This is a genomic window from Mesorhizobium sp. M7A.F.Ca.US.002.01.1.1, assembly GCF_004022955.1.
Lineage (GTDB): Bacteria > Pseudomonadota > Alphaproteobacteria > Rhizobiales > Rhizobiaceae > Mesorhizobium > Mesorhizobium ciceri.
Map to the genome: position 1 here is coordinate 1 of NZ_RZQE01000131.1, position 12863 is coordinate 12863.

A 12863-nucleotide genomic window follows, 5' to 3' on the forward strand; every position below is an offset into this window, starting at 1 on the left:
GGCTCGGACAACATCTTCCTGCATCTCGACACGTTCCACATGAACATCGAGGAGGCCGATGTCGGGCTGGCCATCCGTCAAGCCGCGGACAAGATCGGCTATGTCCATATCGGCGAAAGCCATCGCGGCTTCCTCGGCACCGGCAATATCGATTTCGCCGCGATCTTCGATGCGCTGACGGCGATCGGCTACAGCGACGATCTCAGCTTCGAATCCTTCTCTTCGGAAATCGTCGATGAGCACCTGTCGAAGAAGACCGCCATCTGGCGCAATCTGTGGACGGACAACATGGCGCTGGCCAAGCACGCGCACGCCTTCATCGGGCTCGGGCTGGAGACGGCAAGGCGCAAGGCGGAACTCGTTTCGGCGCGCCACAAACCCTGACCCGCCCTTCGAGAGCCGAAGGGCGCGGCGTGCGCCGCATGGCAGGGCTCTGACTTCAAATCAACAAACGGCCTCGTGGCAGCCAGTGCTGGCAGCTTTTGCGCCGCCAGCTTTTTCGCGATAGGAATTTTTTCTTGACTCGGTGACCTCAGCTATGGTACATTTTTGCCTATGGTGCTGATTTGCGCCAGTGACCCGCCGCACAGGCGGGTTTTTGTTTGATGCACCGTCAGCCAAGGTGCCGGCCGTATGGCGCCGGCATTGCTCGCGGCAGGTGCATCGGTTATCTGACCGGCCAGGCAAACAGCGCCACGCAATCCCCAAACGGAGTTCAGCACATGACACGCGAGACAATCCTCAAATTCGGCACCGTCGAACACGCGGACGCAGGCGATCTGGCTGGCTGGATCGTCGTCGAGGGCAGGCCGACCATGCAAACCGCCGTCCAGCACACGACCGAGGACGGCAAGGTGTTGTCGGGCACCTGGCGGGCGACGCCCGGCACCTATCACGCCACCTATACCGACTATGAGTTCGTGCACATGATCGCCGGCCGCATCATCATCACGCCGGACGGCGGCACGCCGGTCGAGGTCGGCCCCGGCGATGCCTTCGTCGTGGAAGCGGATTTCAAGGGAACCTGGAAGATCATCGAGCCGGTGACGAAGCATTTTGTCGTGCGGGTCGGCTGAAGCGGGGTGATCCGTCTGGCCCGCCATCGCGGCGAGTGCTCAAGCGAAGCTTTTTCGTGCCTCCGGAGGCCTTTTGGAGGCCATCCCACCCGACATCGCGTGGGTGTCGCCGATGGCTCGGAGGAGGTGCGCTGACCTGGGCGCGGTAAGCGTATTCGCTGATCTCTGCATTCGCCGGGGCCTCGGCCAGGCCACTCCTCGGACTCCGGTCATTGGGTCATGAAGGCGTCTGCGGCGTCATCCAGACGGTCGGCCTCGACATGAATGATACGGCACTCGCCAGCCAAGCGCCCTCTCATCGGTGCTTGCCGGCCAGGTATCCTTGATAGACCGGATTGATCCCCTAGTTCTTTCGGGGGCGCGGCAATCGCGAGGTTGCCTCGGGGGCAGCGGCGGTTCGCGCCGTTCTGACTGCACGCCGCGGAAAGACGGTTGGACCGACGCATCCATGGAGGTCGTCGTGCGTCAATCGCGTGGATTCACCTGTGCGTATTTCGTCTTAGCTTGCTCGATCGCGGTAGTTTGCGCAGGAGCTGCAACCGGTGGTCAGCAAGGCGGAGGGCATGGCAACGGCGGCCATGGTTCTGGTGACCATGGGGGCGGTGGAGGTCATGACGCCGGCGGCAACGAGGGCGGCTCGCACAAAGGGACTGGCGACGATCCCGGCGGCTCCAGTTCGTCGGCGGACGACAGCGAGACCAGCACCAGCGGCACTACGACAGCCCCGGGGACGGTAGGTTCGGCCACCGCTACTGCTGTTGCGTCCGCAAGGGGCGGACAGTCGCTCGACTTCCCGGCCGCTCTCCAGCCTCCCAGCGACAGCAAGACTCAATCAACAGTCAGCCGAACCGAGGCGCTGCCGGGCGTCCCGGATAATGTCGTTCGGGCCTGCCATGATGCCATCGAGTCGGCCGCCGCTCCGTTGGGGGCGACCAGCGTGCGCGTCACCAGCGCGGGCTTCGTACATCAGTTGAGTCGGGCGACGATCTCGGCCCCCATCGAGGTCAGCATCGACTATGCGCGGCAAGGCAGCGTGGAAACGCGGCAGGCGGCGATCCAATGCGAATTGGACGCGACAGGCAGCGTGATCGGTCTGACATAGCGCATCGCGCAGAACACTCTCGCTGATGAAGCAGGGTGAATTCGAGAGGCCATTCATCTTTGGCCGAAATGGCAGCAGGCCTCGGGTGTGTTACGAAGGGGTGCGGGGCATCAAAAATGGCCTTCCACGGAAGCGACCGCGCAATCGGAAATCACTGCGGTGTCACGTGTCTTGGCAAGAGCGAATAAGGAAGTGTGATCGAACGCACCCGGGTCATCCGCGAAGGGTTGCGAACCTTGCCAATCTTCTTGCTGACGGCCTTCACCTGGCTGGCTGCCGCGCGGCCAGAACGCGGCTTCAGGGGCGGTTCGATCTGCGCGCTGCGGCGCTCGGTCCTGAGCCTGTCGTTGTCCCCGCGCGCCGCAGCCAAGTCGCGGGCAAGAGAAACACTGGCCTGGCGTTGCTCGTCCAGAGCCTCCTGAAGTTTAGCGACACGCACCAAAAGAGCTTGGGCGGCGGCTTCGCGCTCGATGCGTGCTCTGTCGAGATCCTCACGATTCATGACGGCTGTAGTACGTTCCCGTGCCAGGGCCTGTGCCGTCTCGGTTGCGGCCTGCTCGGCACGCTCTTTCGCTGAGACTGCCTTGGCTCGCTCCAGTTCAGCCGCCTGGCGCTCGATGCGAGCTTTTTTCAGCTCCTCAACGGCTGCTGCTGCTGCAGCGCGTTCTCGTGCGAGCGTTCGCTCCGTGTCAGCTGCGGTCTGCTCCACTTGTTGTCTCGCTGTGACCGCGTCGGTCCGTTCGCGCTCAGCCGCAGCCGTACGCTTCATGAGTGCGGCATTGGCCAGTTTCGCTTCGGCGAGATCGCCACGAAGCAGCTCCGTCTTCCGGTGCTCGTCGTCGAGTATGCCGCTCGCCTGCGCCAGTGAAGCCTTGGCCGTGGCGCGATCCTTGGCGGCCTCGGTCTCAAGCTGTTCAATTTGGACGCGCGCTTGCGAGAAATCGCGCGCCTGCCTTTGGGCTTGCTCCTGCTCGAGATGAGCAGCGGGCATCTCCTTAAGGACATAGCTGGCGCCCTCGCTCAGCATCGTGCCGGCCTCTCCCGCAATGCGCCGCAACGCCTCAAGGGTGCGGGCTGCCGCGAGTTCATTGCGCAACCGCTCCTCGCGCGCGTCATCGGCAGCTGCCATGCTTGCCCTCAGCGTGTGGATCTGCTTGCTCGCCTCGAGGAGCGCTCCCTGCAGAGCGGCGCTCCTGGCACGCTCGCCTTCCGCCGCCCGGTGCTCCTGGTCGGCCAATTGTCTCGCAGCGGCAGCCTGAGCACGATCCGTCCCGGTTTGCGCCTGGTTAGCCGTGAGATCCGGGCCAAGCAATTCGGCACTCGCCTGAAATCCCAACGGGCGCGAAAGGTCTCGATGGGCCTGGTCTTGGGTTTGCGAGATGGCGGAAGCGCTTTCGACCCAGATTTGTCTCGTCATCGCATAGCCAATCGGCGCAGCCAGACAAATGGCGGCGAGACCCAAGCGCGATACAAGAACGATCGGCCTGCGAACGACAGGGTTTGAGGCAGGCGCCATGGCCGGGTCGGGATCTCTCATCTGAGCTGTGAAATTCAAACCGCGATCCGCAGCATAGGCCAACGGAGCAATTTTTGGCGGTGAAGCCTTATGGCGCAATTGGTCCCGTGCCGACCCGCAAATCCGCTTCCCACGTTCCGCGATCGCGCTGATGGATGCTGCAAGCCGGCCAGACTGCACTCTGTTCGGTGCAGGAGCACCGGTCTCGACCACTGACGAGCTCCCGCTGGGTTCGGATGTCGCGGCGAAATGTTCGATTCGCACTCCGAACCGAGAGTAGTTGGAATTTTGAGCCCGAACATTCAGGCCGACCGCATGCAAGGGGTTGGCAGCCTTGGAAGAAGCAGGCCCGGCGACAAGTCCGGCCGGGCTTTCCCATTCCCAAGAAGCCTCGTCGGCGATACCGGATCTGCCTTCGTCAAACGCTGCAAGGCGGCGCCGTCGCACCGCGGCAAGGATACGCCGGAGCACAAGATAGACGCCCACCGATGCAAGCGTCACCACTGCGCTCAGAATGGCCAGATTTACGTCGTTTGCATACATTTCGGCAAGATAATTTGGCATTGCCGTGCCCGTGCGTTCTGGTGGTATTGCCAAGTTCATAAAGCGATGTCTGGTCATTCGCCTTGGTATTCGCCAAGGCCTTACCGCTCTCGGAGCGTCGCTTTCTTCGGGATCCTTCTGGTCCTTGCGAATTGTTGCGGATGGCGGGGCGCCGGTCGCGTACCGATAGATCGCCCCAGTTGATATTCCGTAGCGGGCAATGGCCGACCAAGGACGCATGCAGGGCTCTGAAACGCCGGTTTGCGCCTCTGCATAGCAACCTCGCGAGAGTTCGCCGGTGCGGACAATTCGCCATTTCCGGGCTTAGGACTGTCCATCATGAACTTTAAGCTAGGTCACAGCGCACCACGGTCAACCATCAGCTCCTAATGATCCTGCAGGCAGCCTTCGGCCAGACGAAAGGGCCATTGTAGTGCCCGCTCTTCGTAGCGAAGCTGATCGTTCCTTGTTCGGTGATGCATTCCCGCCGAGATTAGAATTCGTCGTACTGTTTCGCGAAAAGTACGACGTCAATTTGCTAAGCTGATGCAAAGCATGGTGATCCCGACAGGAATCGAACCTGTGACCTACAGATTAGGAATCTGCCGCTCTATCCTACTGAGCTACGGGACCACGCGGCCAGACACATAGCCGCTTCGGATCGTTTCGCCAAGAGGCCGGCCGAAGGCAATTCGGCCGGCTTTGCGCTGCCGCTGTCAGGCGGCCAGCGCGGTTTCAGCCAGTTTCACCCAGTAGCTCATGCCGTGCGGGATGACCTCGTCGTTGAAATCGTAGGCCGGGTTGTGGAGGCCGGCGGTATCACCATTGCCGATGAAGATGAAGGCGCCGGGGCGGGCTTCGAGCATGTAGGAGAAATCCTCGCCGCCCATCACCGGCTGGATGCCGCGGTGGACATGGGCGTCGCCGGCGACACTCATCGCGACGTCACCGGCAAACACCGTCTCTTCCGCGTGGTTGAAGGTCACGGGGTAATTCGCCTGGTAGTCGACCTCGATCCTGGCCCCGAACGCGGTCGCCAGCCCGTCGCAAATGCTGCGGATGCGCTCTTCGGACTTCTTGGCGATTTCTTTTCGCAAGGTGCGCACGGTGCCGGCGATTTCGGCGGTTTCGGGGATGATGTTGTAGGCATCGCCGGCGTGGAACTTGGTCACCGACACCACCACGGCCTCGACCGGATCGGTGCTGCGCGAGGCGATCGTCTGCAAGGCGCCGACCAGTTGGCTGGTGATGACGATCGGGTCGATCGTGCCGTGCGGCATCGCCGCGTGGCCACCCTTGCCGCGCACGGTGATGGTGAATTCGGCGGTCGCCGCCATGATCGGGCCCGGGCGAATGGCGAACTGCCCGACAGGCAGGCCCGGCATGTTGTGCATGCCGAACACCCTGGAGATGTCGAAACGCTCCATCATGCCGTCCTTGACCATCTCGTTGCCGCCGCCGCCGCCCTCTTCGGCCGGCTGGAAGATCACCGCCACCGAACCGGTGAAGTTGCGCGTCTCGGCGAGGTATTTGGCCGCACCCAGCAGCATCGCCGTGTGGCCGTCATGGCCGCAGGCATGCATCTTGCCGGGGATGGTCGAGGCGTAGGCCTTTCCTGATATCTCGTTGAGCGGCAGCGCGTCCATGTCGGCGCGCAGGCCGATGGTGGGGCCTTCGCCCTGGCGGCCGCGGATGATGCCGACCACGCCGGTCTTGCCGAGCCCGGTGACCACATCGTCGCAGCCGAAGGCCTTCAGCTTTTCGGTGACGAAGGCGGCGGTCTTGAAGACGTCGAAGTTCAGTTCTGGCGTCTGGTGCAGATGCTGGCGCCAGCCGGCAACTTCGTCCTGCATTTCGGCGGCACGGTTCAGGATTGGCATGATGGTTCCATCTCGCTGTTGGGACGGCGGGTGTTGGCCGCTGCCTTGCAATTGTGATCGCCAGGCACTTTGCCATCTTGGCGTCACATAGAGTAAATAGCACCGCAACAATGGGGTCCGGTTTTTGAGGGTCGGACCATATGCTGGCGATCGCGTAATGAAATCTTACGGAGCCAGGGGCGACTACGGCAAGAGGCGATTTCGGATTTGATCATGCGGTACAGGCATTTCCTCAAACTATTCTCGGCTGGCACAATCGCGCTGTCGGTTGTGGCCGGGCCGGCGCTGGCCAATCCGGTGGTCGTGTTCGACCTCGGCAGCGGCAAGATCCTGCAGCATCAGGATGCGTTCAAGCGCTGGTATCCGGCGTCGCTGAGCAAGCTGATGACCGCTTACGTCACCTTTCGGGCGATCGCGGCCGGCGAGGTACAGCTCGATTCGCCGATCAAGGTGACCAAACACTCCGCCGCCGAGCCGCCAAGCAAGATGGGCTTCAAGCCGGGCTCGGTGATGCGGCTCGACAATGCGCTGAAGATGATGCTGGTCAAATCGGCCAACGACATTGCCATGGCTGTCGGCGAAAATGTCGGCGGTTCGCAGGCGGCCTTTGCCGACCGGATGAACGCCGAGGCGACCCGGCTCGGCATGAACGGCACGCATTTCGTCAATCCGAACGGGCTCTATTCGCCGGATCAGTACACGACGGCGCGCGACCTCGCCGTGCTGGTGATGGCGATCCGCCGCGAATTTCCGCAATATGTGCCGTGGTTCTCGATCGAGGGCCTTGCCGTCGGCAAGAAGGCGATCCCCAACTACAATCTCTTGATCGGCCGCTATCCCGGTGCCGATGGCATGAAGACCGGCTTTGTCTGCCCCTCCGGCTTCAACATGATCGGTTCGGCGACGCGCAACGGGCGCACGCTGGTCGCGGTTGTGCTTGGCGAGAAGTCGGCGGTCACCCGCGCCGAGACGGCGGCAAAACTGCTCGATCAGGGGTTCGACACGCCTGTCGCCGGCTCGGCCACCGTCACCACGCTGGCGCCCTATGGCGACACGGTCTCACCCAACGACATGCAGGACGAGGTCTGCAAGAAGAAGACGCCGCAGGAGCAGTCCGAGGCGCCGCCGGCCGCCGCCAAGAACGTGCCGAAATCACCCTATCAGGAAAAGCTCGACCATGTGCCGACGCTGGTTGCCGTCGGCCTTGGCGGCGCCACCGGTCCGGCGCCGAAGGCCATCCTCGACCAGGGCGCGCAGGAATTTGCCGATGTGCCGATCCCGAGCTGGCGGCCCGACAGGCCGGCACCGGCCGGCACCGGCCCGAAGATTGCCGGCTCCGCCGCGCAGGGCGACCAGCCGGTCAAGGTTGCGAACTAGCCAATGGGCAGCGGCTTCCCGATCCCAGTCTCGGTGCTGACCGGCTTCCTCGGCGCCGGCAAGACGACGCTGCTCAACCGGCTGCTCAAGGATCCGGCGCTGGCCGACACCGCGGTGATCATCAACGAGTTCGGCGAGGTGGCGATCGACCATTTGCTGGTCGAGCAGTCTTCCGACGGCATCATCCAGCTGTCGGACGGCTGCCTGTGCTGCACGGTGCGCGGCGAACTGGTCGATACGCTGGCCGACCTGGTCGACAGACTGCAGACCGGCCGCATTGCCCGGCTCGCCCGCGTCATCGTCGAAACCACCGGCCTTGCCGACCCGGCGCCGGTGCTGCAGTCGATCATGGCGCATCCGGCGCTGATCCAGGCCTTCCGGCTCGACGGCGTCATCACTTTGGTCGATGCCGTCAACGGCAACGCCACGCTCGATGCCCATGTCGAGGCGGTAAAGCAGGTTGCCGTCGCCGACCGCATCGTGCTCAGCAAAGCCGATCTGGCCACCGACCCCAATGAGCTGGAAATGCTGCGGGCGCGCCTGCGGCAGATCAATCCGGGCGCCGAACTGCTCGATGCCGGCGACACGGAGACAGGCGTGGCGGCGCTGTTTGATTGCGGCCTCTACAACCCGGCAACCAAATCCGCCGATGTGCGGCGCTGGCTTGGCGAGGAAGCGGCGCACGATCATCACCATCATGCTGGTCATGATCACGAGCATGGCCATGACCACGGCCATCGTCACGATCAGCGCGTGCGCTCCTATTCGCTGGTGCATGACGGCCCGGTGCCGTTTTCGGCGATCGAGATGTTCCTCGACCTGCTGCGTTCGACCCATGGCGAGCGCCTGCTGCGCATGAAGGGCGTCATCGAGCTCAGGGAAGACCCGTCGCGGCCGCTGGTGATCCATGGCGTGCAGAAGATCCTGCATCCGCCGGTGCAATTGCCGTCCTGGCCGGATGGCCAGCGTGGCACGCGGCTGGTGCTGATCACGCTCGACATGCCGGAAGATTATATCCGCAGGCTGTTCGCCGCCTTCACCGACCGGCCGTCGGTTGACACGCCCGACCGCGCGGCGCTGGAAAACAATCCGCTGGCGATCGCCGGGCGGTAGCCCCCAACGATTACGGCGCGCCGCGCTCGACCAGGAAGCGATGGCCGCCGGAGACCGCGGCCGTTTCAATCAACTGGTGGCCGCTCTCGGAGCAGAATGCCGGAATGTCGATGACGGCGAGCGGGTCGGTGGTCTCCAACCAGAGCCGACTGCCCGGTTGCATCCCCGCCAGGCGCTTCTTGGCCTTGAGCACGGGCAAGGGGCAGTTCAGCCCCTTGAGGTCATAAATAGCGGCGCGATCAGCCACGGGCGATATCAACCGCCGAACATGCCGAGCAGCTTGTTCTTCAGCTTCGTCACGCGACTCTCGTCGGCACTCGCCGCTTGCGTTTCAGCCATTGGCGCCGTTTCCGAAGGAGCCGCGATGGTCGCGGTGGCGACTGGGGCCTCCTTGGCGGCCTTCTCGGCCTCCTTTTCGGCCAGAGCCTGGGCCTTGGCGGCTTCCTTGGCTTGCTTAGCCGCCTCAATGGCAGCCAGCCTCTGCTCCTCGGCCTTCTGCTTGGCAGCTTTTTCCGCGTCAAGAGCCGCCATCTTGCGGCCAGCGGGCGAATCGATGCGGCCCATGCGTGCCGTCTCGGTGACCGAGCCGTCATTGTTGAGCGACGGCGGATCGATCGGTACGCGTTCGCCGCGTGCGCGGCGCTTGGACCAGTCGGAGACGATGCTGGCTTCCTTGATACCGGCGATGGTCGGCTTGGGCGCCGGCACGCTGGCCTTGACCGCGCCGCTGAACGCCGCGTCATAGGTGCTCATGTAGGAATTGTAGGCGCTCTTCAGCGAATCAGGCTGCGTCGTCGCCGGGCAGGCGCCAGTCGGATCGAATGTCTGACCGTCGGCGGCTACCTGGTTGAAGACATAACGCTTCTCGCAGACATCGACCTTCGGCGGCACCTTGGTGATCTCGAAATTGTCGTAGCCGACCTTGAGCATCTTCCAGAAGTCGTAATTCGGGTCGTTGCGGTAGCGCGCCATGTTGGCGGCGGTCATGCGGAACGGAAACGCCTGGATCTGGAACTCGGTCTGGCCGCCCTGGAAGGCGTCGCGGCCGAAGGCATAGATCTGCTCGATCTGCGCATCGGTCATCGAATAGCAGCCCGACGACGAACAGGCGCCGTGCACCATCAAATTGGAGCCGGTGCGGCCGTTGGCGCGGTCATAGGCGTTGGGATAGCCGATGTTGAAGGACAGATGGTAGTTCGAGCGCGGATTCATCTGCGCCGGGCGCACCGTGTAGAAGCCTTCCGGCGCCTGGCGGTCGCCTTCGGTGTATTTCGGCCCGAGCTTGCCCGACCATTTGCAGATGTCGTAGCTGGCAACCATGTCATAGCGGCCGTTGGTCTTGGCCTTCCAGATCTCGAGCTTGCCTTCTTCCTTGAAGATGCGGGCCATCACCGACGAGGTGCGGACCATGCCCTTGGCCCTCATGTCGGCGAGGATCTTGTCGGGCAGCGGCTTGTTGGCCTCCGGGGCAAAATCCTTCATCGACGAATTGTTGCAGCCGGCAACGCCGAGGGCAGCGATCAGGATTCCGGTGCGGGCAAGCTTGACAAACATGGCTACGGATATCGTCTTTTCTCTGGCGCCAGGACGTTTCCTGCCCCGGCTGCTACACTGCGCATCGACGGACCCTAAGCCCGTTAACCCTAATAAATTCCTTACCGCAAGTGCCGACGCATCCCCCTGCGGCAGTCTCATTGAGCCGAATGCAGCGGCATTTTTGTGGCAAAAATGCTCCGCTCCGCCACATTGTTGCGGCCAAGGGTGCCTGTGGTCAGAGACTGCGGCCCATGGCCAGGTATTTTTCGCGGCGCTGTTCGCGGAAATCGGTGTTGGCGCCGGCGAAGTCCTTCATCGTCCTGGCGATGAGGTCTCCGGTCGCGGCGATCACGGTTTCGGCGCCGCGATGCGCACCGCCGAGCGGCTCGGGGATGATGGCGTCGATGATCTTCAGTTCCAGAAGATCCTGCGCGGTGATCTTCATGTTGGTCGCCGCGTCCTTCGATCGTGTCGTGTCGCGCCACAGGATCGAGGCGGCACCTTCCGGCGAAATCACCGAATAGATGGCGTGTTCGAGCATGTAGACGCGGTTGGCGGTGGCGATGGCAATGGCGCCGCCCGAACCGCCTTCGCCGATGACCACCGAGATCGACGGTACTTTCAGGCCAAGACAGGTCGAGGTTGAACGGGCGATAGCCTCCGCCTGGCCGCGCTCCTCGGCGTTGACTCCGGGATAGGCGCCGGCCGTGTCGACCAGCGTCAGGAGCGGGATCTTGAAGCGGTCGGCCAGTTCCATCAGCCGTACCGCCTTGCGGTAGCCCTCCGGCCGAACCGAGCCGAAATTGTGCTTCAGGCGGCTGGCTGTGTCGGAACCTTTTTCCTGGCCGATGATGGCAATGGGTTCGCCGCGGAAACGGGCGAAACCGCCGACGATCGCCTGGTCCTCACCGAAATTGCGGTCGCCGGCCAGCGGCGTGAAATCGGTGAACAGGCCCTTGATGTAGTCGACGCAATGCGGCCTGTCGGGATGGCGCGCCACCTGCACCTTCTGCCAAGGCGTCAGCGCCTTGTAGGCATCGCGCAATGCGTCGCGGGAGCGCTTCTCGAGACGGTTGATCTCGTCGCCGACATCGACCGCCTCGCCATTCTCGGCAAGCTTCTTCAGCTCGAGGATCTTGCCCTCGAGGTCCTGCACCGGCTTTTCGAAATCGAGGTAATTATACATGCGTGAGCGGACCGATACGTCGGAAGGCAGTGGCTGACGGAACCCTTGAATCTAAGGCTCCGGGCGGTGAAATGTCGTCCTCACATAGCGATATGAGGCCTAGTCGGCAAGCGGATGATGATCGTTGACCAGCCGCACCAGCCGCTCTTCCAGCACATGGGTGTAAATCTGTGTCGTCGATATGTCGGCATGGCCAAGCAATTGCTGCACGGCCCGCAGATCGGCGCCGTTCTGCAGGAGATGGCTGGCGAAAGCATGGCGCAGCACGTGCGGCGAGATCTTCGCCGAGGCAATGCCGGCCCTTGCCGCCAGCCCTTTCAGGTCACGCGCGAAGACCTGGCGCGAGAGATAGCCGCTGTCCGAGGCGGCCGGAAACAGGAACGGACTGTCGGCCAAGGCTGGCACCTTGGCGCGGGCGGCAAGCCAGGTCTTCATCGCCGCGCGTGCCTTGGCGGAGAGCGGCACCATGCGCTCCTTGTCGCCCTTGCCGCGCACCATGAAGAAGCGGTCGTCGCGTTGCGCCACCGTCACCGGCAAGCCGACCAGCTCGGAAACGCGCAGGCCGGTGGCGTAAAGCACCTCGACCAGCGCATGCAGGCGCAGTGATGCCAGGCTGTCCCCATCGCCCGACGAGACATCGCCGGCTTCAATTGCTGCACGGTCGATCAGCCGGCCGGTGTCGGCCTCGCTCATCGTCTTGGGCAGCGGGCGGCCCTTTTTCGGGCTGTCCAGCGTGCCGGTCGGGTCATCGCCGCGCAGGCCTTCGGCGTAGAGGAATTTGAAGAACTGGCGGATCGCCGACAGTTTGCGCGCCTGCGACGTGGCGGCAAAGCCGCGGGCGGCAATGTCGTCGAGATAGGCGCGGATATCGGCGGCGGCGGCACCGGCCAGCCCGCCATCGATCGCGCCGGAAGCGTCCTCGAGGTCGCGGCGGTAGGAGGAAAGCGTGTTTTCGGCCGCGCCCCGCTCGGCGCTCATCATTTCCAGAAAGGCTTCGATGCGGGCCGCGCTGTTCATTCAGCTTTTCTTGGGATTGAGCTTTTCCGGAGGGATGCGCACGCTCATTTCCCCCTTCTTTGGCTCGACGAACATCACCAGTGCGAACATCGTACCATAGGCAATGCCAGCCAGAATCGCCGTTACCACGACAAAGCGAAACAGTGTCGGCATCAATTTTCGCCCGTCTTCTTGTTCTGCGTTTCCAAACCCTGTCCCCTTATGGGACGCCAATCCGGCCAATTCAAGGAAGAAGCTGGGGCCTGTTAGCAACTTCTGATGCAGACCCTGCCGGTCCATATCGGGTTCAAGGCACTTGCCACGCTTGACGCAAACGGGCTTTTCATGTCGATACGCCGGCAAAGAGGGCCTTCGAAACATCCGATGAACGCGCTGCCAGCAAATCCTCCAGACGAGAACCACGCCGCGTTGCTCGGCAGGCTGGGCAGCCGTTCCGTCGTCTTCGTCGGACTGATGGGCGCCGGCAAGACGGCGATCGGCCGCAAGGTGGCGACGATGCTGGCGCTGCCCTTCATAG

Annotated in this window: 12 protein-coding genes, 1 tRNA gene and 1 pseudogene; 6 read left to right on the forward strand and 8 right to left on the reverse strand. The window is 63.1% G+C overall.

The features are described from left to right. From EN932_RS15370 to EN932_RS15380, 3 genes are all read left to right on the forward strand, one after another. On the forward strand, positions 1–384 hold a 384-nt coding region (locus tag EN932_RS15370), incomplete at its 5' end, for a sugar phosphate isomerase/epimerase (protein ID WP_164890493.1). A 338-nt stretch (positions 385–722) separates the two neighbouring features. Continuing rightward, positions 723–1076 (forward strand): cupin domain-containing protein, encoded by a 354-nt coding sequence (locus EN932_RS15375; protein WP_024503728.1) that lies wholly within the window; start codon positions 723–725, stop codon positions 1074–1076. Positions 1077–1524: 448 nt separating this feature from the next. Beyond that, on the forward strand, positions 1525–2178 hold the full coding sequence (locus tag EN932_RS15380) for a hypothetical protein (RefSeq protein ID WP_127368609.1): 654 nt from the start codon (positions 1525–1527) through the stop codon (positions 2176–2178). A 151-nt stretch (positions 2179–2329) separates the two neighbouring features. Here EN932_RS15380 and EN932_RS38905 read toward each other — a convergent pair whose 3' ends face one another. From EN932_RS38905 to EN932_RS15395, 3 genes are all read right to left on the reverse strand, one after another. Beyond that, positions 2330–4315, reverse strand: coding sequence for a hypothetical protein (locus EN932_RS38905; protein WP_245460927.1), 1986 nt, complete (start codon positions 4313–4315; stop codon positions 2330–2332). 478 nt (positions 4316–4793) lie between these two features. Continuing rightward, positions 4794–4870 (reverse strand) — tRNA-Arg (locus EN932_RS15390). A gap of 83 nt (positions 4871–4953) precedes the next feature. Further along, the gene (locus EN932_RS15395; RefSeq protein ID WP_128368903.1) at positions 4954–6117 is read right to left on the reverse strand and encodes a M20 aminoacylase family protein; all 1164 of its coding nucleotides are present in this window, start codon (positions 6115–6117) and stop codon (positions 4954–4956) included. A gap of 213 nt (positions 6118–6330) precedes the next feature. Here EN932_RS15395 and EN932_RS15400 point away from each other — a divergent pair, with 213 nt between their 5' ends. Then, on the forward strand, positions 6331–7494 hold the full coding sequence (locus tag EN932_RS15400; RefSeq protein ID WP_013529350.1) for a D-alanyl-D-alanine carboxypeptidase family protein: 1164 nt from the start codon (positions 6331–6333) through the stop codon (positions 7492–7494). A gap of 3 nt (positions 7495–7497) precedes the next feature. Continuing rightward, positions 7498–8607, forward strand: a complete 1110-nt coding sequence (locus EN932_RS15405; RefSeq protein ID WP_027162928.1) for a GTP-binding protein — start codon at positions 7498–7500, stop codon at positions 8605–8607. Between the two features lie 10 nt (positions 8608–8617). Here EN932_RS15405 and EN932_RS15410 read toward each other — a convergent pair whose 3' ends face one another. The 5 genes from EN932_RS15410 to EN932_RS15430 all read right to left on the reverse strand — a co-directional run bounded on the left by EN932_RS15410 (position 8618) and on the right by EN932_RS15430 (position 12499). Then, positions 8618–8854, reverse strand: coding sequence for a sulfurtransferase TusA family protein (locus EN932_RS15410; RefSeq protein ID WP_024503732.1), 237 nt, complete (start codon positions 8852–8854; stop codon positions 8618–8620). Positions 8855–8862: 8 nt separating this feature from the next. Continuing rightward, on the reverse strand, positions 8863–10161 hold the full coding sequence (locus EN932_RS15415) for a murein L,D-transpeptidase family protein (RefSeq protein WP_024503733.1): 1299 nt from the start codon (positions 10159–10161) through the stop codon (positions 8863–8865). 217 nt (positions 10162–10378) lie between these two features. Further along, a complete protein-coding gene (locus EN932_RS15420; RefSeq protein ID WP_024503734.1) occupies positions 10379–11329 on the reverse strand; it encodes an acetyl-CoA carboxylase carboxyltransferase subunit alpha in 951 nt (316 codons plus the stop codon). A gap of 99 nt (positions 11330–11428) precedes the next feature. Next, positions 11429–12346: a site-specific tyrosine recombinase XerD gene (locus EN932_RS15425; protein ID WP_063169115.1), complete on the reverse strand. Its 918-nt coding sequence runs from the start codon at positions 12344–12346 to the stop codon at positions 11429–11431. After that, positions 12347–12499 carry a hypothetical protein gene (locus tag EN932_RS15430; protein ID WP_013529356.1) on the reverse strand — a complete coding sequence of 51 codons (153 nt, stop codon included), beginning with the start codon at positions 12497–12499 and terminating at the stop codon, positions 12347–12349. Between the two features lie 210 nt (positions 12500–12709). Here EN932_RS15430 and EN932_RS38910 point away from each other — a divergent pair. Next, positions 12710–12863, forward strand: a pseudogene (locus EN932_RS38910) (shikimate kinase); the annotation flags it as partial.

What these genes read in the sequence shown, in the direction of transcription:
- EN932_RS15375 (WP_024503728.1), top strand. Translation starts at nt 723, where the DNA reads ATGACACGCGAGACAATCCTCAAATTCGGCACCGTCGAACACGCGGAC.
- EN932_RS15380 (WP_127368609.1), top strand. Translation starts at nt 1,525, where the DNA reads ATGGAGGTCGTCGTGCGTCAATCGCGTGGATTCACCTGTGCGTATTTC.
- EN932_RS38905 (WP_245460927.1), bottom strand. Translation starts at nt 4,315, where the DNA reads ATGACCAGACATCGCTTTATGAACTTGGCAATACCACCAGAACGCACG.
- EN932_RS15395 (WP_128368903.1), bottom strand. Translation starts at nt 6,117, where the DNA reads ATGCCAATCCTGAACCGTGCCGCCGAAATGCAGGACGAAGTTGCCGGC.
- EN932_RS15400 (WP_013529350.1), top strand. Translation starts at nt 6,331, where the DNA reads ATGCGGTACAGGCATTTCCTCAAACTATTCTCGGCTGGCACAATCGCG.
- EN932_RS15405 (WP_027162928.1), top strand. Translation starts at nt 7,498, where the DNA reads ATGGGCAGCGGCTTCCCGATCCCAGTCTCGGTGCTGACCGGCTTCCTC.
- EN932_RS15415 (WP_024503733.1), bottom strand. Translation starts at nt 10,161, where the DNA reads ATGTTTGTCAAGCTTGCCCGCACCGGAATCCTGATCGCTGCCCTCGGC.
- EN932_RS15420 (WP_024503734.1), bottom strand. Translation starts at nt 11,329, where the DNA reads ATGTATAATTACCTCGATTTCGAAAAGCCGGTGCAGGACCTCGAGGGC.
- EN932_RS15425 (WP_063169115.1), bottom strand. Translation starts at nt 12,346, where the DNA reads ATGAACAGCGCGGCCCGCATCGAAGCCTTTCTGGAAATGATGAGCGCC.
- EN932_RS15430 (WP_013529356.1), bottom strand. Translation starts at nt 12,499, where the DNA reads ATGCCGACACTGTTTCGCTTTGTCGTGGTAACGGCGATTCTGGCTGGC.